This is a genomic window from Deinococcus aestuarii (assembly GCF_018863415.1).
Lineage (GTDB): Bacteria > Deinococcota > Deinococci > Deinococcales > Deinococcaceae > Deinococcus > Deinococcus aestuarii.
Map to the genome: position 1 here is coordinate 39,291 of NZ_JAHKSN010000028.1, position 21,727 is coordinate 61,017.

23 protein-coding genes and 1 pseudogene are annotated in these 21,727 nt (G+C 68.5%); 19 read left to right on the top strand and 5 right to left on the bottom strand.

Going from position 1 to position 21,727, the window contains the following annotated elements:
• Positions 1-593: 593 nt before the first annotated feature.
• From IC605_RS22180 to IC605_RS22205, 7 genes are all read left to right on the top strand, one after another.
• Complete coding sequence (locus tag IC605_RS22180; protein ID WP_216329072.1) at positions 594-1,925, top strand: replication initiator protein A; 1,332 nt, start codon at positions 594-596, stop codon at positions 1,923-1,925.
• Positions 1,926-1,990: 65 nt separating this feature from the next.
• A complete protein-coding gene (locus tag IC605_RS22185) occupies positions 1,991-2,800 on the top strand; it encodes a ParA family protein (protein ID WP_216329075.1) in 810 nt (269 codons plus the stop codon).
• A complete protein-coding gene (locus tag IC605_RS22190; protein ID WP_216329077.1) occupies positions 2,793-3,683 on the top strand; it encodes a ParB/RepB/Spo0J family partition protein in 891 nt (296 codons plus the stop codon). The genes IC605_RS22185 and IC605_RS22190 overlap by 8 nt, the downstream gene beginning before the upstream one ends.
• A 270-nt stretch (positions 3,684-3,953) precedes the next feature.
• Positions 3,954-4,451 carry a universal stress protein gene (locus IC605_RS22195; protein ID WP_425514239.1) on the top strand — a complete coding sequence of 166 codons (498 nt, stop codon included), beginning with the start codon at positions 3,954-3,956 and terminating at the stop codon, positions 4,449-4,451.
• A gap of 1,476 nt (positions 4,452-5,927) precedes the next feature.
• On the top strand, positions 5,928-6,320 hold the full coding sequence (locus IC605_RS22200) for a rhodanese-like domain-containing protein (protein WP_216329081.1): 393 nt from the start codon (positions 5,928-5,930) through the stop codon (positions 6,318-6,320).
• Between the two features lie 38 nt (positions 6,321-6,358).
• Positions 6,359-6,592 (top strand): recombinase family protein, encoded by a 234-nt coding sequence (locus IC605_RS25635; protein WP_425514240.1) that lies wholly within the window; start codon positions 6,359-6,361, stop codon positions 6,590-6,592.
• Positions 6,593-6,875: 283 nt separating this feature from the next.
• On the top strand, positions 6,876-7,703 hold the full coding sequence (locus IC605_RS22205; protein WP_281416491.1) for a peptidylprolyl isomerase: 828 nt from the start codon (positions 6,876-6,878) through the stop codon (positions 7,701-7,703).
• Between the two features lie 331 nt (positions 7,704-8,034).
• Here the strand turns inward: IC605_RS22205 and IC605_RS22210 are convergent, their stop codons facing one another.
• Positions 8,035-9,327: an AAA family ATPase gene (locus IC605_RS22210; RefSeq protein WP_216329084.1), complete on the bottom strand. Its 1,293-nt coding sequence runs from the start codon at positions 9,325-9,327 to the stop codon at positions 8,035-8,037.
• A complete protein-coding gene (locus IC605_RS22215) occupies positions 9,324-9,953 on the bottom strand; it encodes an RNA ligase family protein (protein WP_216329086.1) in 630 nt (209 codons plus the stop codon). Before IC605_RS22215 ends, IC605_RS22210 begins: the two co-directional genes overlap by 4 nt.
• Before the next feature lie 737 nt (positions 9,954-10,690).
• On the opposite strand from IC605_RS22215, the gene IC605_RS22220 reads away from it, so the two are divergent.
• The 6 genes and pseudogenes from IC605_RS22220 to IC605_RS22240 all read left to right on the top strand — a co-directional run bounded on the left by IC605_RS22220 (position 10,691) and on the right by IC605_RS22240 (position 13,619).
• Positions 10,691-11,293 carry a ParA family protein gene (locus IC605_RS22220; protein ID WP_216329088.1) on the top strand — a complete coding sequence of 201 codons (603 nt, stop codon included), beginning with the start codon at positions 10,691-10,693 and terminating at the stop codon, positions 11,291-11,293.
• Positions 11,290-11,598, top strand: coding sequence for a hypothetical protein (locus IC605_RS22225; protein ID WP_216329090.1), 309 nt, complete (start codon positions 11,290-11,292; stop codon positions 11,596-11,598). The genes IC605_RS22220 and IC605_RS22225 overlap by 4 nt, the downstream gene beginning before the upstream one ends.
• 155 nt (positions 11,599-11,753) lie before the next feature.
• Positions 11,754-12,062 (top strand): annotated as a pseudogene (locus tag IC605_RS25640) (AlbA family DNA-binding domain-containing protein); the annotation flags it as partial.
• A gap of 292 nt (positions 12,063-12,354) precedes the next feature.
• Complete coding sequence (locus IC605_RS24905; RefSeq protein ID WP_246581175.1) at positions 12,355-12,765, top strand: hypothetical protein; 411 nt, start codon at positions 12,355-12,357, stop codon at positions 12,763-12,765.
• Positions 12,732-13,223: a hypothetical protein gene (locus IC605_RS22235; RefSeq protein ID WP_343216692.1), complete on the top strand. Its 492-nt coding sequence runs from the start codon at positions 12,732-12,734 to the stop codon at positions 13,221-13,223. The genes IC605_RS24905 and IC605_RS22235 overlap by 34 nt, the downstream gene beginning before the upstream one ends.
• 87 nt (positions 13,224-13,310) lie before the next feature.
• A complete protein-coding gene (locus IC605_RS22240; RefSeq protein ID WP_216329092.1) occupies positions 13,311-13,619 on the top strand; it encodes a hypothetical protein in 309 nt (102 codons plus the stop codon).
• A gap of 130 nt (positions 13,620-13,749) precedes the next feature.
• Here IC605_RS22240 and IC605_RS22245 read toward each other — a convergent pair whose 3' ends face one another.
• The gene (locus IC605_RS22245) at positions 13,750-14,670 is read right to left on the bottom strand and encodes a hypothetical protein (protein ID WP_216329094.1); all 921 of its coding nucleotides are present in this window, start codon (positions 14,668-14,670) and stop codon (positions 13,750-13,752) included.
• Positions 14,671-15,204: 534 nt separating this feature from the next.
• Here IC605_RS22245 and IC605_RS22250 point away from each other — a divergent pair.
• The 3 genes from IC605_RS22250 (at position 15,205) to IC605_RS22260 (ending at position 16,807) form a co-directional block, all read left to right on the top strand.
• Positions 15,205-15,657 (top strand): MarR family winged helix-turn-helix transcriptional regulator, encoded by a 453-nt coding sequence (locus IC605_RS22250; protein WP_216329096.1) that lies wholly within the window; start codon positions 15,205-15,207, stop codon positions 15,655-15,657.
• A gap of 2 nt (positions 15,658-15,659) precedes the next feature.
• Positions 15,660-16,181 (top strand): DUF2306 domain-containing protein, encoded by a 522-nt coding sequence (locus IC605_RS22255; RefSeq protein WP_216329098.1) that lies wholly within the window; start codon positions 15,660-15,662, stop codon positions 16,179-16,181.
• A gap of 83 nt (positions 16,182-16,264) precedes the next feature.
• On the top strand, positions 16,265-16,807 hold the full coding sequence (locus IC605_RS22260) for a DinB family protein (RefSeq protein ID WP_216329100.1): 543 nt from the start codon (positions 16,265-16,267) through the stop codon (positions 16,805-16,807).
• A 459-nt stretch (positions 16,808-17,266) separates the two neighbouring features.
• On the opposite strand, the gene IC605_RS22265 is transcribed toward IC605_RS22260, so the two are convergent.
• Entirely contained in the window at positions 17,267-17,851 is a 585-nt protein-coding gene (locus IC605_RS22265) for a TetR/AcrR family transcriptional regulator (protein ID WP_216329102.1), read from the bottom strand.
• Positions 17,852-17,962: 111 nt separating this feature from the next.
• Between IC605_RS22265 and IC605_RS22270 the strand changes: the two genes are divergently transcribed.
• The 3 genes from IC605_RS22270 to IC605_RS22280 all read left to right on the top strand — a co-directional run bounded on the left by IC605_RS22270 (position 17,963) and on the right by IC605_RS22280 (position 20,181).
• The gene (locus IC605_RS22270) at positions 17,963-18,499 is read left to right on the top strand and encodes a cupin domain-containing protein (protein WP_216329104.1); all 537 of its coding nucleotides are present in this window, start codon (positions 17,963-17,965) and stop codon (positions 18,497-18,499) included.
• 39 nt (positions 18,500-18,538) lie between these two features.
• Positions 18,539-19,711, top strand: a complete 1,173-nt coding sequence (locus tag IC605_RS22275; RefSeq protein WP_216329107.1) for an epoxide hydrolase family protein — start codon at positions 18,539-18,541, stop codon at positions 19,709-19,711.
• 71 nt (positions 19,712-19,782) lie between these two features.
• Positions 19,783-20,181, top strand: a complete 399-nt coding sequence (locus IC605_RS22280) for a VOC family protein (RefSeq protein WP_216329109.1) — start codon at positions 19,783-19,785, stop codon at positions 20,179-20,181.
• Between the two features lie 942 nt (positions 20,182-21,123).
• On the opposite strand, the gene IC605_RS22285 is transcribed toward IC605_RS22280, so the two are convergent.
• Complete coding sequence (locus IC605_RS22285) at positions 21,124-21,534, bottom strand: DUF6683 family protein (protein WP_216329111.1); 411 nt, start codon at positions 21,532-21,534, stop codon at positions 21,124-21,126.
• Between the last annotated feature and the right edge of the window lie 193 nt (positions 21,535-21,727).

Consider the following 21,727-nt stretch of genomic DNA (forward strand, 5'->3'; position numbering starts at 1 on the left):
GGGTCAACTGTGCGAACAGCCTTCCCCGGTCTCCCCTCCCCTGCCGATGTCCCCCTTCCTTACAGGTCGGTCCACTGAGACCAGCACTTCCAGGACCCCAGAGCCGCCGGAACAAGCGGGCGTGAATGATGAATCTCTTTGTTTGATTGTTTTACTACTTTGATACGAAACATCATCAGCGGGCGGGGCCGTCGTGTCCAGCACGGCGTTTTACCGGGATTTCCCCCCTTTCGTAACGGGAAAATCCCCCATTCATACCGGTATCGTTCCCCTTTTTCCCCCCATTCATGACGGGGTAATAGCTCCATTTCCCCCCATTCATAACGGTCCATTTCCCCCATTCGTAACGGGTCCATTTCCCCCATTCGTAACGGCTCAGGCCTCCCAAATCCCCCATTGATAACGGGACCCACACCCAGCTTCCCCCCATTCGCAACGGGGTGTGGAAGGAAACAGCACAAACGACGTTCTGGCGCGGACAAAAAGGCAAAATCCCCCATTCGGAACGGGGTGGGGTCCGCGCTCTTCCCCCATTCACAACGGTGTGGCGAAGGACCCTGGTGGGGGCTACACTAAGACGTTCTGGAGGATGCGTGGTCAAGCAGCCCGAGCAGGAGATGATGCTTCGCGAGGACCTCAACGTGGGGCAACTCGGGCTGATCTCGATTCAGCGCAAGATCGCGCCGGACTACGCCTCCTGGAAGGTGGCCTTCGAACGGGCTGGGGTTCCGGGAGAGATCGAGTGCAACGGCGCGCAGAAGTATGGGGTGCCCCACGGCATCGACAACGACTCCTACCTGGCGTTGCAGGAGCTCTACATTGAACACGGTTGCCCGGAAGACGGGCGCTTCGGCTTCACGATGTACCGGTTGCTGCAAATGTGCGGGTTGGACGACAGCGGCGCCAACCGCCGGATGATGCGCGAGAGCCTGGAGCGGCTCAGTGCCACGCAGTACTGGATCAGCGGCGCCTGGCGCAGCCACGAGGACGACGACTGGGTTACGGCCGGGTTCCGGCTGATCGAGAAGCTGGTATTCACCCGGGCCCGCCGGGACACCGAGGGGGCCAAGCTGATCGCGGTCACCCTGCCGCGAGAACTCACGCGCAATATCCGCAACGGGTATTTCAAACCCGTAAGCAGCACCCTGCTGCGGCAGCTCGGGCAGCCGGCGCGCGCCGCGTACCGGGTGCTCGACGCCTTGCGGCACGATCCCGTCCAGCACCAGTCGCGCGCCGCGAGTTTCCAGATCAACCTGATGGAGCTCGCCCAGCGCTGCGGGATCGCCAGCGACAAGCCGGACAAGATTCGCCGCACGCTCGAGCCCATTCACGACGACCTCCTAGGCGCCAAGTACCTGCGCGAGGTCTCGATCACCGGGCGGGGAAAGAAACAGGTGGTGAGCTACGTGTTCGGGCAGGCCGTCCCGGAGCCCGATGCCGAACTCGTCGCGCTGCTCGTCGCCATGAGGGTACCCATCGTGGCGGCCAAGAAGGTGGCGCTCGACTATCCGGAGCACGTGCGTGACGGGGTCAGACAGGCGCGGGCGATCGTGGAGCGCGGCTACGCGCCGCAGAATTACGTCGGCTTCGTGCTCGACGTGGTGCGCTCGTATGGCAACGGCAAGTACGCGTGGCCCGAGGGCACCCAGGCGCCGAGGGTGGTGGAGGAGGGCCGCGAGCGCGCACAGGTGCGGGTCAGACAGGATATGCGGGCGCCGGATGAGGTCATGCGCGCGCCCTCCGCCGAGGACCTCGCGCGGACCCTCGCGTTTCTGCTGATGGGTGAGGGGGTGCGCAAGGAGGACCTCGCGCGCCTGCCGCTGGTCACCCTGCAAGACCTGCACGCCCGGTTGCTGGGCCGCCCTCAGGAAGACCGGGCGGAGACCGCCCGGCAGGTCAAGACCCTCCTGGACGCCCGCCCCTAGCCTGCCGTTACGAATGGGGGAAGGCCCGCGGGACCGACTCCCGGCGGGGTAGCATGGCCCCAGCTATGAAGGTCATCACGTTTTTCAACCATGCGGGCGGCGTGGGCAAGACCAGCAGCGTGCGCGACATCGGGTTCACGCTGGCTCAGCTCGGCCACCGCGTGCTCCTGATCGACGCTGACCCGCAGGCCAACCTCACCGACTGGCTGGGTGTGCGCAGGATCGACCGGGATGGCGTCTCCCGTGACGTCGAACTTGGCGACACGCTGTACCCGGCCGTGCTCGGGGACGACGATGCGGAGTACGCGTTGCCCGAACCCGTGCGTGCGCACGGTCTCGACCTGATCCCCGGCCACCTGGACGTCGCCACCATCGAGCCGGTCTTGCCGGGGCAGTTGATGGGCGTGCTGCGCCTCAAGGAGGCCCTGCGATCCCTGACGGGACGGTACGACTTCGTGCTGATCGATCCACCCCCGAGCCTGGGTCAGCTCAGCGCGCTCGCGGTGATCGCCGCCCGCTACGTGGTGGTGCCGGTCCCCGCGAGCGGCAAGGGGCTCAAGGGCCTCCAGACGGTGGTCCAGATGCTGGCGCGCTTCCGCAAGGCCAACCCGGAGCTGACCCTCGCCATGATCCTGGTGACGCAGTACAACGACACGACCAACCACAGCCGGGAGAGCCTGGCTCAACTGCGGGCGGGCTTCGGCCACCTCGCGCCCATCAGCGCGCCCCTGGCGTATCGGCCCGCCCTGTACCCGGATTCGCAACTGCACGGGGAGCCGCTGCCCGCCTACTCCCACCGCAGCCCGGCGGTGGGGGAAATCATGCTGGCGACCGAACAACTCCTCGCGGCCCTGGGGGTGAGCGCCCATGCCTAGGACCGCCAGGAGGAGCCGGGCCGACGCCTTCGGCTCGCTGCTCGGCGCGGTGGAGGACCGGTCGCCCGCCGTGCAGCCGGTCGCCCTGGACTGGATCACCCTGCGCTCCGGCCAACCGCGACGCTTCTTCGATGAGACGTCGCTGGCCTCCCTGGCACAGAGCGTGCGTGAACAGGGAGTCCTCCAGCCGGTGCTGCTGCGCGAGGTGGACGGGGCGTACGAGTTGATTGCGGGGGAACGGCGGGTCCGCGCCGCCCGGCTGGCGGGGTTGACCGAGATCCCCGCGACCGTGCGGCAGGTCTCGGACGAGGAAGCCGACCTGATGGCGGCGTTGGAGAACTTGCAGCGGGAAGACCTCAATCCGCTGGATGAGGTCGAGGCGACCCTCACCATCGTTTCACGACAGCTCGGGGTCACGGTGGATGGAGTCTTGCCCCTGCTGCACGCCCAGCGCCGGGCGCCCCAGCCCGAGGTGGTGGCGCAACTGGACCAGGTCTTCGCGCGGCTCGGCCGGAGTTCCTGGCGCTCCTTCGCCTCCAACAAGGCGGGCGTGCTCCGTTTTCCCGCGGAGCTGCTCGACCTGATGCGGCAGGGGAAGTTGGAGTACACCCGGGCGGCGGCGCTGGCCCGTCTCAAGGACCGGCAGCTTCGCGAGACCCTTACACAGCGGACCCTGGATGAGGACCTCGGTGTCCGTGAAATCACCGCCGCCGCGCGACCAGCCCCCGTAGAAAAGGACCAGCTTGACCGCGTGCGGAGCCTGCTCGATCAGCGGACGATGGCCCGCCTCGGCGAGGAGCAACGCAACCAGGTGCGGCACCTGCTCTCCGAACTGGAGGGGGTGTTCACTGGACAACAGGGCAAAAAGGCGAGGCGCTCTTAACGTTAAGAGCAACGGGGAGGTGCGGCCGTTCGGGGCGGTAGCGCCCCTGCTGGTCCGTCCGGGCGAGGACACTCATGTCGAAGTCCCCGCAGCGTTGCGCACCACGCCCGTCATGATCCACGGCGTGGGCTTGGCCGGAGCAGGGGCGGACTGCGCCGCGGCAAGGGGCGGGAGGACGAGGAGGGTGAGGGCCGGGGAGGATGGCCTGAAGCGAGGGGCAACGGGCATCCAGACCTCCGGAGCCGACCGCTTCCGCTCCCGGCCCCGCGTCTGCTCCCTTCACCGAGACCCCAAGGAGCCCAGGATGTTCGGGCGTATGTTGGTGCCGCTGGATTTCTCGACCCCGCCACCCACGTCCTCGACACGGCCCGCACCCACTTCCCGGGGGCCCACCGCCACCTGCCGTACGTGGCGGACTCCCGCCGTGACTCCGCCGCCAGCGCCCGCGACCTGCTCGACTCGGGCCGTCCAGCACACAGCGGCGCCGACCTCGCCCGGGATGAGCTGGAACGCCACCTGGAGGCGAACGAAACCAGGCAGGTGGTGACCGGTGTGCCCGCCGAAGAAATTCTGGGGGCGGACCTGATCGTGATGGGGACGCACGGGCGGCGTGGCCTGGCACACCTGGTGCTGGGCTCGGTGGCGGAGGCGGTCGTGCGCGGGGCGACGGTGCCGGTCATGACGGTGCGGGTGGTGCAGGCCACCGCGAGGACCGAGGAGCCGACCGAGCGCACCCTGCCCCTGCAACCGTCCCCCAGTGGCGGGTGAACCCTGGACACGCTCGATGGGCTTCTGGGCGCCGCAGCCCAGGGCACGCCGTCCGCCTCCCCCGGGGCGAGTCCTTAAAGGGGCCACCCGCGGGCTCCGTGCGCCCTCGGAGGTATTCCCTATCCTGACGGCGTGATGGGAGACGGTCCCGCCAGGCGTTCCCCTTGGGATGGACCGGGCTGGGCTGGCCCGCCGACGTCCGGCTCAGCGCATGACCAGCACCGGGGCTCTTTTCGGCGCGCCCTGCGGGTCTTGCGCGAGGCTTGCGCGCGGAGCCCCTGACCCAGCCGCTTCCACGCGAGTGCGACCGCTATCGCCTGCATGGGCGCTCGCTCGTGCGGGTCGATGTCGCAGACGTCCTGGAGGCCTCTGACCCACCCCGCCCTTTGCGTCCTGGCCGGGCCCTGGCGACGACCTGACCTTCCTGCCGGGGGTGCGCGGCGAGTGGGCGCAGGGGGTGTGGGTGGGCGGCTGGACGACAGGTCGAGGCGGCCTCGCCGGGGGAGGCGCTGGCCCACCACCGGCGCGCCCTGCGGCTCGATCCGCCGTCCGAGGAGGCCCATCAGGCGGTTATCGCCCTGTGCCGGAGATTGGGCGACGGGCCTGGGGTCCACGCCGCCCTGCGCGACTACCGGCAGGCCTTGGGCTCATCCGCGGCCCAGCCCACCTCAAGGTTCACCGACGGACCCCGGCGCCGGATGCAGGCCAGCTTCGAGAAGGGACAGACGCTCGGCAAGACGCGGGCACAGACCGCCCGGGGGAAGGGCGCAGGCACGAAGGCCACCCCCAGCACTCGGAAGACCACCCGCCGCAAGTCACCCTCTCCCCTCCCCGTTCGAACTCGCCGACCTGCTTCATGCCGCGTACCGTCAGGACCAGGGCGGGGGCCGGTTAGCCCTGACCTCCCCACCCGGACGAAGCGGGCGGACGACCTCGGCTGTCACGATGAGACCCGCGCGGAGGTGCTGGGGGTGTGGCGGCAGCGGCTCGCATGGAACCCGGGGGGGGACCCCGAGCACCCCGAAAACGGGCTGGACGCAGAGTTCGTCGAGCCTTTCCCGAGGTGACGAGGCCGTCCCCGGCCACCTGGCGCCCCCTCCCCTGTTGCCAGAGGTCCTTGGCAGAAAGACTCCCCGGCGGGATGGGGGCCAAGCCCAGGAGGCTAAATCGGAGCAGGAGGAACCCCCAAGGTCTGGGAGAACGAGCGGCGCAGATGAGTGGACCCTGACGGTCACCATCACCCTGTCGTGCCCCCCATCCTTATCCCTGTCGCGTGGCCGTCCCGGTGCGGAATCACCGCGGGCATGGTCGCCAAGTTGGACTGGAGCGGCCACGTAAGCTGCCTTGTCTCCAATTCCCCCGAGGGAGGGGCGTGTTACGCTGCTCCTGTCACCGGGCGGCGCATTCACGACGTCGGGGCCACCCGGGTGACGGCCTGCGTTGGAGCGTTCCGGCGTCGAAAAGGAAGGGCGCGCCATGAAAACCGCAGCTCAACTGGTGCAGGAGGCCAAGCAACGTGTCCAGAGCCTGACGGCCGCCGAGGTCGCGGCCGAACTTGAGCGGGGGCAGGTGGTGCTGGTGGATCTGCGCGAGCCCGGGGAGCAGGAGCAGACGGGCGTGATTCCCGGGGCGGTCAGCGCGCCGCGCGGCATGCTGGAGTTCTGGGCCGACCCGACCAGCCCGTACCACCGTCAAGAGTTTGACCCGTCCCGGCGGATGATCCTGCATTGTGCGTCCGGTGGCCGCTCCGCCCTGGCGGCGGACCTGCTCCAACAGATGGGGTACACCGATGTGGCGCACCTGGACGGTGGGATCAAGGCGTGGACGGCAGCAGGTCTCCCCGTTCAGGTGCGCGGCGGGCAACCTTAGTCGAGGCCTGCGGCAAGGTGGCGGGGGACATCCGCCCGATGCGGCGGGGCGGGAACTCCCTGCGGGCGGTGGCCCAGACCCTCCGCGAGGAGGGCCACCGCACCCGGCCGGGTCAGGCGTGGACGGCCGTGCAGGTGAGGAACGTGCTCAGGCGTGCGGACCTTTTGCGGCCAGACGCGGGACGAAGGACAGGTCGCAAAAAGGAGGCTGGTTGGCCCGGCCCGGGGCGGTCATGCCACCGACCGGGCGCCTGCCCCGTCCGCCTCCCCTGAGGGCGAATCCTTCCATCTCGCGTCACGAGAGGCCGAGCCCACGGACGTCGAACCTCTCACTGGCCTGCTCAGACAGCATCTGGATCATCGGGTCGGCCAGCCGTTGTGCTCAACGTCCGAAGGAGGTGAAGCCCTCCCACCCTCCACCGCCAGCGCGACGACAGGTCCCGTTGACACGGCCACGACCGGCGCGCAGGCAAGCTCACCCCGAACCTGGGCCGGTCCCCTCGCCCGGGCTGACGCTTGACGGGAGAAGGGCGGGGGGCGAAGAGTGAACCTCGACATGAAACAGCTTCTTTGCCTGACCTGCCTGGGCCTTCTTGGTGCCTGTGCTCCTTCACAGACCACCACTCCAGCGGCAGCGTGGCGAACCCTCAGTCCTGACAACCTGCTGGTCATCGACACTTCGAAGGGGCGCATGCTCGTCGAGATGCATCCTGAGCTGGCCCCACAAGCGGTCGAGCGCGTCAAACGGCTCGCCCGGGAGGGGGTCTACGACGGGTTGCAGTTCCACCGCGTGATTGACCTCTTTGTCGCCCAGACGGGGAACCCGAACAACAAGGACGGCGGAACGTCCCAGTACCCGAATCTCCCCCCCGAGTTCTCTGCACGCATCCCGGACGGGACCCCCCTGACCCTCGTCAGCAGCAGCGCCGATGCCAACACGGGCTTCCTGGGAACCCTTCCGGTCCAGACGGCCTCGAACACGGAAACGAAACGGCGTGCCGTGCCCAACGTTCAGGTGTGGGGCGCCTACTGTCCTGGCGTGGCAGGGATGGGACGGGGAGAGGCCCCGGACAGCGCCAACAGCGAGATCTTCTTTATGCGCGGCGCGTCCTCACGCCGTCTGGACCTGCAATACACGGTCTGGGGCAACACCGTGATCGGACAGGAGGTTATCGGTGCTTTGAACGTGGGGGAACCGCCCGCGAGCCCGGACATCATGCGCAAGGTCCGCGTCGCCGCCGATCTTCCCGAGGCCGAACGCCCGGTCGTCGAGGCGATGGACACCACCAGTCCAGCGTTTCAGGCCATGATCAACGCGGCGCGGGCCAGCAAGGGCGCGGATTTTACCATCTGCGACCTCCAGGTCCCTACCCGGCTGCGATAACCGCTTTCCTCCATCAGGGGTTCTGGAACCTCGGGTGGGAAGACGGTGACCAAACGGAAGCTTCCTGGCCCCGCTTCCCTGTTCGGAGCAACCCGGACTCAGCCTGACTGCACGCTCGGGTTCAGGGGTCTGAACAGACAGGCCGCCCGGAGCGAGGAGGGGGTGCCCCAGCGAGCGGCCATCGCCGGTCGTCCCCACGAGGAGAGCGACCCGGTGTGGCCGGTCACCAGCGCCTCCCCGTCGCTCCCCGGTGACGGCCGGGCGTTCAGCGTCACGTCCCGGCTGGGAACACGGTCCCGGCCGGCAGCCGCCAGTGGCCTGGAGGCGCCTCCTAAAGAATGTCTCCCTGCGGCCATCCGCCGAAGTTGACGGGGCCCATCCCCCGCGCGGCCACCGGGCGCAGGAACTCGTCGAGCACGAGGGTGCGGTGGACTTCCGTAAGGTACGGGAACTCGGCGTTTTCCACCTGACTCGCCACCACATGGGCGGGGACGGCGTGGGTTCTCGCCGGGTTGCGCTCGAAGACCGTACTCAGAGGCGGCTGGAACACCGCCAGCGTCGTCAGCGCCCCGTAGTCGAAGCCCAGGCGCAGCGGAATGCCCCGGAAGTCCCGCCGGGTATTCGTCGCGTCCCACATCACCCGACGTTTCGCGCGCAGCGACGCTTTCAGCCGCTCCTTCGCCTCCTGCAAGACCCGCCCGTTCACGCTCTGGTCCGCCCGCTTCCCGGCCAGTTCCTCCCGCAGCAGGTCGAGGGACACCACGTCGTAGTCGGGCAGGTGCTCGGCCACCCAGGCGCTCTTCCCCGAGCCGCTGGGTCCGCAGGTCACCACGAGCTGGGGGAAGCCCGCCCTGGCGGCGTACCCCCGGGCGATGGCCTCGTGGGAGGTCTGGATCAGCCCCGCCTCGTAGTCGAGGATGCCCCCCTCGCGCACCAGATCCCGGTACGCCGGGGGAAAAACGGCGAGGTCCCCGTCGATGATCTCGGCCCACTCCCGGTAGGGGTCCGGGTTGTTCCAGACACCGTACTCCTCGGCGCCCAGCCGGAAAAGGTCCAGGTCCTCCAGCTTCGAGGTGCGGTCGGCGGCGAGGCGGCCCCGGGTGTCGGCGACCTCCAGCAGATAGAGCAGGGGCAGGTTTACCTGTCGGGCCAGCCGCCGGTACGCCCGCTCGCTCCCAGACTCCAGGGTGCGCCCGAGGTCATGATGGTGTCCGACGAGCGCCATGACGGCGTGGATGACCGGATACGGCAACCCCAGTTCAGGAAGTCGGTACGCCAGGTAGGAGCGGCCCCGGTCGGCGTGACGTGGGGAGATGATGCGGCTCTCCCCTGCGGCATCCTCGGCCCGCCGGGTGGTCAGCGCCTTGCCCAGGTCGTGCAACGCGGCGGCGAGGACCAGCCCCAGCCGGTCGTCCGGCCCGAGCCCTTCCCGGTCGGCGAGGTCGTAGGTCTCGGCCAGCACCAGGCCCGCGTGGGTGGCGACGTCGCCTTCCCCGTGCCACGCCGGGTCCTGGGGCGTGCGGCGCAGCTCGGCGAGCAGGGGCAGCACGTCACCCAGCGCCTCCACGAAGGCCGGGAAGTCGGGCCGTGCTCCCGCCTGAATCTGTTGCAGGAAGGGCCTCATCCCTGCCCCCTCAGCCGGTTCGAAACAACGGCCTGGTGCAGCCAGTGCTCGTCCGTCTGCACGTGATCGGCCCGCACCCACTTCGCGACGTGCGAGGCGAACTCGGCGAAGGGAAAGCCTTCCGTGGTGCGCACGACGTACCCCTCCATCTCCCGCTCGGCCACCTGGATGCCCCGGATCACCCGTTCGTCCCAGGGCCCCCGGTACAGCTCCTGCGGCGTTGGCACGTCCAATTCCCGGGCCCACGGCCGGGTCTCGTCCCAGCCGAGGCAGGTGTTGGTGTCGTCCCAGACGCTGAAGAGGGAGAAGTACGACTCCAGGTCCTCGTAGGCGAGCGAGTGCCGGGCATACAGGTTCTCCCCGCAGACCCGCCAACCTTCGGGAATCAGGTACCCGATGCGGCCCTGAAGGCCTTTCACCCAGTCGCGGGACGGGTGGGGGCAGGGGTCGAGGGAGCGGGCATGCAGGCCATCCCGGTAGAGCGTCGTGTTCTCGCCATCAAGCTTCTCGGTCACGACCACCTCCTGACCCTCGAAGCTGTGGACGTCCGCCATGCGGGTGTCGTCCTGACTCGCGCCAGGGGACCAGGGCAGGTGGGGGGTGCGGGGGTATTTGAGGCGGGTCATGAGCGGCTCCGAGTGGCAGGCTACCCGGAGAAAGCCTTGCGGCGACAGCGCCACATGGCGGAGGCGGCAAGCCGATGGCCCGCTTGCACAACGTTTCTCAACCTGAGGTCTGCCCCTCTCCCCTCTCGGTCTGGCACCTCGGGTGTGCTGGCCGTCCGAACATCTCACAGCGTCTGGGCATCCCGGGCTTCAGGGCTCCACCCCCACGCCTGGGCGGTGGGACGGCGGATGAGTCCAGGCCCAGAGACCTCAGCGCGGGCGGAAACAGTAATGCAGTAATTACACCTATACTGACTTCCTTGAATGCTGAAGACCGCGGGGCGGTGCCCACGGCCCGTGGCCTGGCTCCGGAACAACAGGTGTTCCAGTGGAATGACGGCGGGGGACTTGAGCCACTCCACCCCTTCGTCCTTCCAGGCGACTCCTCTCCGGGGCAGCGTCCAACGCCTGCCGGGTGAGACCACCCATCCCCCCGGTGTCCTCGGGCGCTCAGCCCCACCGCCAGATTCAAGCTGCTGCTCTACTTAAATACTGCAATACTTACTTGCACTGCCGCTGATTTCCGTACTTGAGTGGTACAGTGTTTGCGTGATTCAGCACTGGCCGTGTCTATCGGACCCGCGAGTGAAGACGCGGCGCATCACAGCCCACGAGGGGCCATCGACAGGGGGGGCGTGGGTGAGTGGATCGCCGGGCGTGGCCTCCCCTGGCATTCTGCCGCACTTGCAGGAGGGGTCATGAAACTCACCGTCGCCAACCTCAAGGGCGGGTCGGGCAAGACCACGACCGCCGTGTACCTGGCAAACGCCCTGGCGGCCTCGGGCCGGACCTTGCTCATCGACGCCGACCCACAGGGCTCGGCCCTGTCGTGGAGTGAGACCGCCGGGAACTTCCCCCTGCCGGTGGTGGCCGCGCCGGTGCGGGACCTCCACCGCCGGGTGCCCCAGCTCGCCGAGGGGTACGCCCACGTGGTGATCGACACCCCACCCGGGGAGCTGGCGATCACCCGCAGCGCGATGCTGGCCTCGGAGACCGTCCTCATCCCGATTCCTCCCAGCCTGATGGACCTCGACCGCCTGCGTCCCACCCTGGAGGTGCTGGCGGAGCTGGAGGGGCTGCACGAGCCGCAGGTGCTGTGCTTACTCACCCGCGTGCGCCGGGGGACCCGCAGCTCCCGTGCCGCCCGCGAGGTGCTGCTCGAATTGGGCCTGAATGTCCTGGGCGCTGAGGTCTCCCTGCGCGAGGGGTACGCCAACGGCTTCGGCCTGGCCCTCGCGGATGACCTGGGCGAGTACGCGGACGTGCTTCAGGAACTGAAAGGCAGGGTGTCACAGCCATGACGAAGAGCAAACCCAGCGACGTCCTGAGCCGGATGCGGGCCACCACCACCCGGGAGAAGCCGGTGAGCACCTCGCCGGAGACCGCCCCACAGGTGTCGGATACCCCGGCCCCGCCCCCCACCCCGCCACGGGTGCGCCGGGTGCGCTACACCCTCGACCTGGAGCCCGAGCAGCACAAGAATCTCAAGCGCTTCGCCCTGGAGGCGGACGCCGACGCCAGCGAGGTCATGCGCGCCCTGCTCGCCCTGCTCCATACCGATACTGGAGTCAGGAATGCAGTCCTTACTGCAATCAGCAAGGACTGAGGGTTCGATGTTGGATCCGGTTGAAACACTTCGCGGCTGAGGTACTGCTTTGCTGAGTTACTTCAATACTTGAACGCGTAGTTCTGGGGCTGTGGGCCGGCATCAAGTCTGGGGGCGCCTCGGTCCTGAGCCTCCCCCTGGTCGAGGGTGACACCCTGGACCTCAAGCGTGATTGGTCGGGCCCGCAGCCGTGCCTTCGGGCGCTGGCCGCCTTCGCCAACACCCGGGGCGGCACCCTGGTCCTAGGGGTCGAGAACGACGGGGTGACGGTGGGGAGTTCCGACCCCAGCGACCTGGAGGAGTTGCGGATCGTGAGCAGCGTGGTGGACACCCTGCGGCTGACCCCGGAGGTCCGGCGCGTGCCCGCCCCGAACGGGCAGACGGTTCTGACCCTGAGCGTTCGGCCGTCCCCCACCCTGGTGGCCTACCAGAGCCGCTCCTTCATGCGGGTGGGCGGCTCCAACCGTGAAATGACACCGGACGAGATCGCCCGGCGGTCGCTGGAGGTCAGCGGGCAAAGCTGGGACGCCCGGCAGGGCGGCCTCCCATTCAGCGTGGGCGGCCATCACCCGCGCCCCTCGCCGGAGGCACTGATCGCTTCCCTGCGGCTCGCCGGGTCCTGCCTGCCCCACGCCTCGGCGGGTGACGCCCCAGCGGGTGCTGGAGAACCTGAACCTGGTCCGCGAGGGCTAGCCCACCCGGACGGCCCTGCTGCTGTTTGGGAGCCGTCCGCAGGGCCCGGCGGGCAGGAGCAGGGTGCAGATCGCGCAGTTCAGAGGCGGGCGAATCTTTCAGCAGGAGGTCATCGGCGGGCCGCTCGTCGAGCAGGTGGGGGAGACCCTGGAGGCGCTGCGGGTCTTCCTGGGAGTGGGGTACGAGATCGGGGACCGCGCCGCGCTGGAGGGGAGGGGAGACTTCGGCCTGCTGGAGCGGGTGCAGCGGGCCGAGGTCTGGCCGTATTCGCTTCCCGCCCTGCGCGAGGCCCTGGTCAACGCCCTGATCCACCGTGACTATCTCAGCGGCGGTCGCACCCGGATCCGGGTGCATGAGGACGTCCTGGACTTCTGGAACCCGGCCACCCCTCCCGGCGGCGCAACCTGCAATTCGCGGACGCCTTTCACCTGGCCGGCTTGGTGGAGCGCTGGGGCACTGGCACCACCCGCATGATCGGGGCGGCCCGCCAGGCGGGGCTTCCCGCACCCACCTTTGCGGAGGACGGCGGCGGGTTGCGCGTGACCTTGCGGCGGGATCCCTTCCTGCCCGAACTGCTCGCGCGCTTCAAAGAGCGGCAGGGCCAAGCCCTCACCTCCCTGCAAGCACATGCCCGGAGCACCAACGCCGGGTACCGCGAATGGACCGGCGCGTCCGACCGCACCGCCGCGCTCGACCTGAGTCGCCTGGTCGAACTCGGCATCCTGGGACGCGAGGGGCGGGGCCGCAACGTGTCCTATCGCCTTCCCGGAATCCCGCAACGTTGCCCGGCAGGCGCCCGAGAGGGGCCACCCGGATGGGAAAACCTGGCTTTCCGAATCCCGCAAGCCTCCTGCAAGTGCCGTGGCCGTCCCATTGAATGCATCCTGCCCAGGGAGAAATGCCATCTCAGGCGTAGATCAGTAATGCAGTAAATACTGCATTACTGGACAATGGGTTGAGTGGAGAAGCCACCTCTGGGCCTGGGGCAGGCTGGGGAGAACCGGAACGGAAATCACCACATGAGCAATCACGACCATATCGCCACCCTGCTGTACGCCCTGGGGGAGGCGGCGGATGACCTTCGGGGCGGGGATGAGGGGCGCGCTGCCGAGCGGCTGCGGACCGTGCACGGGGCGCTGCGGGCCGCGGCCCCCGCGCCCGACTGGGAGACGCTGGCCCTGATGCTCGAACCCCACGTCGCCCGGCCCCGACCCCCGGCGGATGCCGACGACGCCTGGCCGTACCACGAGCGCCCGGGTGATCTTCCGGACCCGAAGGAGGACGCGCCCCCACCGAATCTGATGTTCCCGTTCGGAAAGGTCTCCTGAAGGCGACCTGCCCCCGGCCTGTTCCGGGGTGAGGCGGGACCGACGGGATCGGCGCCAAACCTCTCTCTGCCGAAAAGGCATGATCCGTCGCATGGGCTGGCATCGTGCCACGCCTGTTCTTACGGGCCCCTCACTGGCCCGTCTTCCGGCGTGGTGATGGGGACGTCTGGGGTCTGACGGTGGAGACACCGCCGCGCCCTCGTCCCACCCCTCGCACGAGCGTCTTGAACTCGCGGGCGAGACGTGGGAGGTGGGCCACGTCGGTCAGCTCCTCCAGCCCCTCCCGCACGGTGTACCCATGACGCCCAAAACACACGCCCACCTCCTCCAGCCGCACGGCCAGATCCTCGTTCACCCGCTCCCCGTTGAGCTGCCAGCACACCACGTACCCCAGCAGTTGACGGCGCACCTCGGCGGTGAGGTTTGGCCGCAGCACGGTCTTGAGGTCTACCAGCAGGCCGTCGAGCAGGAAATCGGCGTCGGCGCCGCCCACCAGCTCCGAGGCTTGGCCGAAGTGCGGGTTGAGGACCACCCGCCCGGCCCCGCCCAGCAGCGCCTCGTCGCGCACCCGCGCGAGCCCCATCAGGTCCTGAACATCCTCTTTTGGCACCCCGGCGAACACGACCGAGGCGTCCCCCTGGCGGTAGATAAAGTCGAGCGCGGCGAGGCCGAGCAGGGCCCGGCACGACTCGGCGCTCAGATACTTTTCGTCCCCGCCGACAAAGCGCGCGTGGGCCCGCCGCCCCTCGTCGAGGAGGTTCTGCACGAGTGGGCCCGCCTCCGCACCGACCGAACCCATCCGGGAGAGCTGCGCCCCATGTTCAGCCACCCAGGGACCCAGGACGACCGGCACGCCCCTGATGCGGTAATACCGTTCGAGGCGCCAGCGCAGCGCGTAGTCGTTGGCCGTCCCCACCACGTTCGCCCGGTCGGGCGCGCAGAGCCGAGGCACCTGTGGGGGCGGTACGCGCAGCGCCGGGGCGGGCTTCAGGGCCGCGTCGAGCAGGTCGCGCAGGTCCGGGCTCGTTTTGAGCAGCCCCGTCAGGCTCATGGCGTCAACCCTACCAGCGCGGGAAAGCGGGCCGCCATCAACATGGGGGGGAGGCGCGGGACCTCAGGGGCGGGCACGCGGTTGGTCGGGAGTACCCGGGTACCCGCGTCTCGTCTCACCGCACCAACGCCAGCACGCCCAGCGGCAGGTTCAACCCCCCCCGGGATCGTCGTGTAGAAATCGTTTGCCAGCGGACTGCCCCCACGCCGCGCCTCCAGCACCAGCCGCCGACCCTCCCGGAAGCGTTTTGGCCCGCAGATCAGGAAGAGGCCGAGCTGCGCCCGCGCGTGCCGGGCCTGACGCGACCGGGGAGACGTCCCGGTCCACCCGTCCTACCACTGGGACAGCTCGGTCCGTCGTCATCCTCTCTCAGGCGGGTGGTGTCCGGGAGGTCGCCCGATGGGTCGTGGAGAAAAACGTCTCCTCGTGGGTGGACAAGCGAGCCATCGAACCCCCGCCCTTCATCGTCCACCGCTCAGCGCTATGGGTCAGATTACATACGACTAGAGACCTAACGGTTATAAAGCTAACTATATGGATGATCTGCTGACCTCCCGCCTCTGTACCGCGCTGATGCGGATCGGCACCAAGATGGCGACCGGCTTCGACCAGCACTTCGCCGCGCTCGGTCTCACGCAGGCCCAGTTCCGCCTGTTGCTCGCCATCTGGGAGGAGGGAGGAGCACAGGGCATCGCCCCCTCGGTCCTGGCCGACCACCTGCTGATCGAACGCGCCACCGTCTCCGTCCTGGGGAACGCGCTGGTGGAACGCGGCCTGATCGAGCGCCGCCCCGGTGAGGACCGCCGTTCTCACCGGCTCGCCCTCACCCGGGAAGGAGGGGACCTGCTCCAGCGTGCTGTTCCGCGCGCCGTCGGCCTGGCCGATTACACGCTCGGCACTATCGAAGCCACGCAACTTCTCGCGTTGCGTGAACAACTCGGTCTCATCGAGGCCAGGTTGCGGGACTACACCCCACCGGAGGAATGACCATGCCCGAAGTTGTTCACGCCCTTCTGCGCGCGGCACACATCGTCTTTGGAATGGGGGGCTTCCTCCTCGGCGCCTTCGCCATCTTCCTGCCCAAGTTCGGCCGGAACTCGCGCTGGCACCGTCTGATCGGCCGGGGGTACACCGTGAGCATGGTGGGCATGGGCCTCCTGTCCCTCCCCCTCTCGCTGCGGCAGGGGAATTGGCTCCTGCTCACCATCGGCGTGCTGATCCTGTTCTGGGTGCTGGGCGGCTGGGGGGCGTTGCGCCGTTCGTTGCGGGCGCGCTCAGAGGGACAGGCGGAAGCGGCTGGCCTGTGGCTCCGCCGTCACATCAACCTGATGGGCTCGTCGTACATCGCGGCGTGGACGGCCTTTCTGGTCAACGTCCAGCCGCTTGGGGACGGCGCGGTGCTGTTCGCCCTCTACATCGCCGTGCCGTCCATCGTGGGCAGCGTCGCCATCGGGCAGGCGATGGCAAGGCAGGCCCGCCCACGGCGGGTCCTGAACGCAGCGGTGGAGTGACCTCACCGAACACGTCAAAGTCAGCCCGCGCCTCTCAAGTCCTGGCGGGCCTCAAACGCCCGGGAAACTTCAAGGAGGAGACCATGAGTATCAAGACGTTCCTGCTTCAACAATTCGAGACGGAGCATCAGGTGTTTCTGATGGCCTTGCAGGAAATCCCGGAGGAGAGGTTTTCGCTCCGTTCTCCCTGTGGTGGACATTCGGCCGCCTGGATCGCCCTGCACATCCTCGACTGGACCCGCCTCTACCTCCCGGAAGAACAAGGGGGTGGGCCGAAGGCGAAGTATGCCTACCTCGGGTGGGAGAACGAACCCTGGACCCAGGCCCTTCAGGGGGAAACGGCGGTCAACGAGGCGAGTCCACAAGGCCTTGTTCTGACGGCGCTTGAAGCGGCCTTAGCACAATCCCGCGAGGGGTACTCACGCCTTCCCGAGCAGGCGTTCGCGCCGGAGTACCGGATGCAAACCCCATTTGGTGAGCGGGCGCTCAGTGACTTGCTGGCGCGTCAGTTGCGGCACATCGCCTACCACCGGGGTCAGGTGGTGTTGCTCCAACGCCAGTGGGAGGGAACGCCGTCCTCTCCTCAGCCCGCGGAACACCCGAAGAACTCCGCGGGGCCTCGGTGAAGTCTCCTGGGGTGTTCCGGTCGCGGATCGCCACGGCGTGTGTCACGGGAAGAGGGCGTTCCAGACGCTCTTTTCCCTGGCCTACCGCAGTTCGCCAGTGGGGTGTAGGTTGTCCTGGACACCGCCGCGCCGCTGGTGACGGGTTAGAGAGGTCGGACCGGCAGGCGCGCACGGTGCTGACGCCGCGGTTGGCGTGTTCGAGATCGGCCGGGAACGCGCGGACCCCTTCCTCAAGTGTTCCCTTGACGGCTGTCATCCTTTCTCCAAGCCGTTCCGCCAATAGGTGTGAAGCAGAGGGCTTCAGACAGTGGACCTGCGGCTCGTGTTCATCACTCGTCCTCTCAACACTTTCTCCTCCAAGGCTTCTTACCGGAGGAATGTCGTCATTGTCGTGATAGGACAAGGCCCGGAAATCTTGGCGTGATCAGGACGGGCGCGTGCAGAATGTTGGCCTGTCTCTCAGGCGTGGCGCAGGGCGGGCAGCAGGACCTGATCGACCACGCGCAGGATCAGGGGATCGTCCACGGGCAGACCGAGGGCCGCCGCACGGTGAAAGGCGATCCCCGGAAAGACCTCAGCGAGGATGCCGAGGTCCACGCCTGCCGGGACCAGGCCCCTGGCGGCAGCGCGGGTCAGCACATCGCTGAACAGCCGGTCCACGGGGGAGCCCAGCGCCGCCCGCGCGGCGGACCGTAACTCCAGGTCGTGTCTGGCCGCCGTGTGCAGGCTGGTCAGCACCTGTTGGCTGCGGCCATCCTCCTGGAGGTACGCCCGCCCGCACGCCAGGAGGTCCTCCCGCAGGTCCCCGGTGTCCGGGATCTCGGGCACTGGGAAGAGTTCCTGGGCCGCCGCGATCACGAGCGCCAGCTTGCCCGGCCAGCGCCGGTAGATCGTTGCCTTGCTCGATCCACAACGCCGGGCCACGGCGTCACAGGTCAGCCGCTCGTAGCCCTCCTCGATCAGGAGGTCCTGCGTGGCCCGCAGTAGGGCGGCTCGAACGCCCGTGTCCAGCGGGCGACCGGCAGGGCGTGGGGAGGCCGTCATGCTTGACAGCATAGCATTCCATACGATACGGTTCCGTATCGAAACTATTTCGTTTCGATATAGGACGGTCCGACCTTCACGGAGGGGCGTTCGTCTTGAAGGAGAAGCGCCATGAACGAGCAGGTCCGCGCCACACCCTCCCTCACCACCCTTCAGGACGCCCCCGCGTACTGGCAGGTCGGCATCCTGTGGGCCATGCTCACCACCGGGGAGCAGACGGGAGGAACGTACTCCCTGATATGGGAACTGTGCCCCCGCGGCTCTGGTCCCACACCCCACTTCCACGACCAGGACGAGCAGTTCTACGTTCTGGAGGGCGAGATCACCTACCTGGCGGACGGCCAGGAACTCCGGGCCACGGCAGGATCGTTCGTCCTGATTCCGCGGGGCACGGTCCACTCCTTCCGGGTGGATTCCGAGACGGCGACCCTGCTCAACTCCTACACCCCGGCGGGCTTCGAGCGGGTGATCACCGAACTGGGCGAACCCGCCGGGGCGCGCACCCTCCCGCCGCCCCATCCGCACCCTCCGGTCAGTCCCGATCAGATGGAAAAGGCCCAGCAGCTTTTCCGGGAAGTCGGCATGCACCTCGTCCACGGGCCGGACGTGCTGCGCGAAGACCGGGCCGCTGAGACCACCAGCGGCTGACGCGCCGCCCCATTCACCCCATCTCTCCCCGGAGGCCGGATGACCACTTCCATCGAACCGACGACCCTGATCGAACCGTTTCACCTCGCCATTCCCGAGGAACACCTCGCCGATCTGCGCGCCCGTCTGGCCCGGACCCGCTGGCCGGAACAGGAAACCGTGCCCGACACCAGCCAGGGCCCCCAGTTGGCGAAGGTTCAGGCGCTGATCGAGCACTGGCAGCACCGCTACGACTGGCGACGCTGCGAAGCCCTGCTCAACGGCCTGGGCCAGTTCCGCACCACCATCGACGGGCTGGACCTTCATTTCCTGCACGTCCGCTCGCCCGAGCAAGGCGCGCTGCCCCTGCTCATGACGCACGGCTGGCCCGGTTCGGTGCTGGAGTTCCGCAAGGTGGTCGGCCCGCTCACCGACCCGGCGGCCCACGGGGGCGACCCTCGGCAGGCCTTTCACCTGGTCATCCCCTCGCTGCCCGGCTTCGGGTTCTCGGGGAAGCCGACCGGGACCGGCTGGGGGGTCCCGCGCATTGCCCGGGCCTGGATCACCCTGATGGACCGCCTCGGCTATGGGCGCTGGGGGGCCCAGGGCGGGGACTGGGGCAGCGCGGTCACCGCGGCCATCGGGCGCCTGGCCCCGGCGGGATGTGTGGGGCTGCACTTCAACTTCGTGATGTTCCAGCCGACCCCGCAGGAGGTAGCCGAGGCGACCCCGGAAGAACAGGCGATGATCGCCAGCGCCCGGTATTACGCGGACGTGCTCTCCGGCTATGCCAAGGAGCAGGCCACGCGCCCGCAGACCATCGGGTACTCGCTCGCAGATTCCCCGGTGGGGCTGGCGTCGTGGATCTACGCGATGTCTCAGGACGTGTCCGACAGCGGGGGGAACGCGGAGGCGGTGTTCAGCCTCGACGAGCTGCTCGACGACATCATGCTCTACTGGCTGCCCAGCACCGGTGCCTCGTCTGCGCGGCTGTACTGGGAAGCGGCGCAGGCCGGAAGGGCGGGACCACCCTCTCCCGAGAAGATCACCGTTCCGGCGGGGTTCAGCATGTTTCCCCGCGAGATCATCCGCACGTCAAAGCGCTGGGCCGAACGCCGCTACAGCCACGTCATCCACTTCAACGAGCTGGACCGGGGCGGGCACTTCGCGGCGCTGGAGCAGCCGGAGCTGTTCGTTCAGGAAGTGCGGGCGAGTTTCAGCCACGTCCGCTGATCCCAGCCGCTGACGCGGGGGAACAGTGTCTCCGCGTCGGCCCCACCTTCTTCTAAGGAGCACCTGTTCTGATGATCACCTCTGACTTTCCCGTCCCCCTCCGCATGGACGGCCTGAGCCTGCCCGTCGCCGACGTGGCGGTGTCCGTCGCCTTTTACACCCGGCTGGGCTTCAGCGTCGAACTCACCGACCCCTCGGGCAAGGGCTTCGCGCTTCTCAGGATCGACGGCGGGACCATCGGCCTCCAGCGGCACAAGGGCGAGGACGCGCCGAGGGTCCGCGACGGCATCCACGTGGAGCTGAGCACCGGGGACCTGGACGGCCTGTACGCCTGGATGCAACAGGCGGGCATCCCGGTCGAGAAACCGCCGCATGACCGGCCCTGGGAGCGGGTGATGGTCCTGCGCGACCCGGACGGCTTCCGGGTGGAGGTCTCCCAGGGCGAGCGCGGGCGCAACCGTCCGCAATAGGACGGCCCGACTCCTCACTGGGCGAGGGTCGGGGCGGCGTGCGACCCGCGGTGCTCCTCCAGTTCCTGCACGGTAAAGCGGGCCACGTCGATGTGGGTCGCCTGCCGACCCCCGGCGGGGTCGAACCACCCCTCACAAGGAAAGCACGGCTCCGGCCAGCCGCAGACCGGGGAGGTATCCGCGGTCCGCCACCAGAACCCCGCCGTTCGTCTCCGGATGCAGAACGTCGGGAACGTTCCGGGCCGGGGCAGCGGCCTCTTTGCCGGAATTTTGCCGCGTAGAAAGCACCCTCCGCGCCCTGCCTTCCTCTGCGGCGGTGCGGGAGGCTGCTCCACCTCTGGTGGGTCAGCTCCGTGGTCCCCCGGGTCACGTCCTCCACCGGGCCAGGGTTCAGTCGGTGGAGCCGCACCACGTGGCCGGTCAGGGCCGTGCGGGTCACGGTGACGGTCCGCTCGCCCGCCCAGTGCGCCCGGGTCCGGGAGGTGGAGTCGGCGGGTACCCGCGACTGGTCACCCATCAGGGAGAGGCGGGCGACGTTGGGTTCGTCGTGGCTGTCCCCTCGCCGCCGACCGAGGCGGAGGGGCACCACCCCGTCGGGAGCCGGGGCGTCCTGGGCCCGGGTCTTCTTCCCGGCCGGACCGTACACGCGCCGAGAACCGGGTGGGGGAGAGGAGGGGGCGGCTCACGGTGGAGAGAGGGTCACCGCACGTTCTCCAGTGCCCCTACACCGCTCAGGGCGTGGAGCACCCCGGGGTGGAGCCAAGACCCGGGAATCCTCCCCGGGGGAGACCAGGGGCGCCCGGCCGCACCCTTGCCACCTGACGATCACGAGCAGCCGATGGAGACGCCGCACGTCCCTTCCGTTGAAGTGGGCGGGTCCACCCCCGGGCCTCCTGTGGGGCCCAACCCTCCGCCCGCGGCGCGCCGGTCCGCGCCCCGGGGTCAGCCCCCCTCGAGCGGGCGGAAGTCGAACTCCTGGACACGCGTTCCGAAGAGGGTCTGGAACAAGCTCCGGGCCAGGTCGACGGCGAGCTGCTGCACCTCGACCTGCTTGCTCTCCTGCGCGTCCAGATAGAGCACCGTGGGAAAGGTGGACAGGTAGAGCAGCAGCTCGCTGTACATCTGCTTGTCGGCGTCGCCGAGGTCCGCGAAGCCGGGGCTGGAGGCGAGCGCCAGGGCCATCTTGCGCCGGAAGTTGCCCACATAGTCCACCTTCCCGCCAAGTTGGCCTGGCTTCGCCTCCAGCGCGTGCCCCGGCTGGGCGAGGGCCACCTGGTACAGCGAGGCGAAGGCGTAGCCCAGGCTGCGGGCCACGTTGTCCACCGGCAACTCCACCTCGGGATGCCGCCCCATCGAGTCCCGCGCCAGGCCGATCAGGTTGCGGGCGAGTTCGGCGCTTGCCCGCGCCTCCGCCTGTCCGCCCTGAGAGCGTGTTTGAAAAGGGTGTCAGCAGGGATCAAGACGGCGAAGCATGAGGCGAATATTGGCGAGATAGCACCAGGCTTCGGTGGTCTGAGGTCGTCCCTCGAAGTCTCTGCTCAGCCGA

Coding starts and splice junctions, on each gene's coding strand:
- IC605_RS22220 (WP_216329088.1), top strand. CDS start 10,691: ATGAAACTCACCGTCGCCAACCTCAAGGGCGGGTCGGGCAAGACCACG.
- IC605_RS22215 (WP_216329086.1), bottom strand. CDS start 9,953: ATGACCCGCCTCAAATACCCCCGCACCCCCCACCTGCCCTGGTCCCCT.
- IC605_RS22200 (WP_216329081.1), top strand. CDS start 5,928: ATGAAAACCGCAGCTCAACTGGTGCAGGAGGCCAAGCAACGTGTCCAG.
- IC605_RS22240 (WP_216329092.1), top strand. CDS start 13,311: ATGAGCAATCACGACCATATCGCCACCCTGCTGTACGCCCTGGGGGAG.
- IC605_RS22255 (WP_216329098.1), top strand. CDS start 15,660: ATGCCCGAAGTTGTTCACGCCCTTCTGCGCGCGGCACACATCGTCTTT.
- IC605_RS22205 (WP_281416491.1), top strand. CDS start 6,876: ATGAAACAGCTTCTTTGCCTGACCTGCCTGGGCCTTCTTGGTGCCTGT.
- IC605_RS22190 (WP_216329077.1), top strand. CDS start 2,793: ATGCCTAGGACCGCCAGGAGGAGCCGGGCCGACGCCTTCGGCTCGCTG.
- IC605_RS22275 (WP_216329107.1), top strand. CDS start 18,539: ATGACCACTTCCATCGAACCGACGACCCTGATCGAACCGTTTCACCTC.
- IC605_RS22280 (WP_216329109.1), top strand. CDS start 19,783: ATGATCACCTCTGACTTTCCCGTCCCCCTCCGCATGGACGGCCTGAGC.
- IC605_RS22250 (WP_216329096.1), top strand. CDS start 15,205: ATGGATGATCTGCTGACCTCCCGCCTCTGTACCGCGCTGATGCGGATC.
- IC605_RS22270 (WP_216329104.1), top strand. CDS start 17,963: ATGAACGAGCAGGTCCGCGCCACACCCTCCCTCACCACCCTTCAGGAC.
- IC605_RS22245 (WP_216329094.1), bottom strand. CDS start 14,670: ATGAGCCTGACGGGGCTGCTCAAAACGAGCCCGGACCTGCGCGACCTG.
- IC605_RS22225 (WP_216329090.1), top strand. CDS start 11,290: ATGACGAAGAGCAAACCCAGCGACGTCCTGAGCCGGATGCGGGCCACC.
- IC605_RS22260 (WP_216329100.1), top strand. CDS start 16,265: ATGAGTATCAAGACGTTCCTGCTTCAACAATTCGAGACGGAGCATCAG.
- IC605_RS22210 (WP_216329084.1), bottom strand. CDS start 9,327: ATGAGGCCCTTCCTGCAACAGATTCAGGCGGGAGCACGGCCCGACTTC.
- IC605_RS22265 (WP_216329102.1), bottom strand. CDS start 17,851: ATGACGGCCTCCCCACGCCCTGCCGGTCGCCCGCTGGACACGGGCGTT.
- IC605_RS25635 (WP_425514240.1), top strand. CDS start 6,359: ATGCGGCGGGGCGGGAACTCCCTGCGGGCGGTGGCCCAGACCCTCCGC.
- IC605_RS22185 (WP_216329075.1), top strand. CDS start 1,991: ATGAAGGTCATCACGTTTTTCAACCATGCGGGCGGCGTGGGCAAGACC.
- IC605_RS22285 (WP_216329111.1), bottom strand. CDS start 21,534: ATGGGGCGGCATCCCGAGGTGGAGTTGCCGGTGGACAACGTGGCCCGC.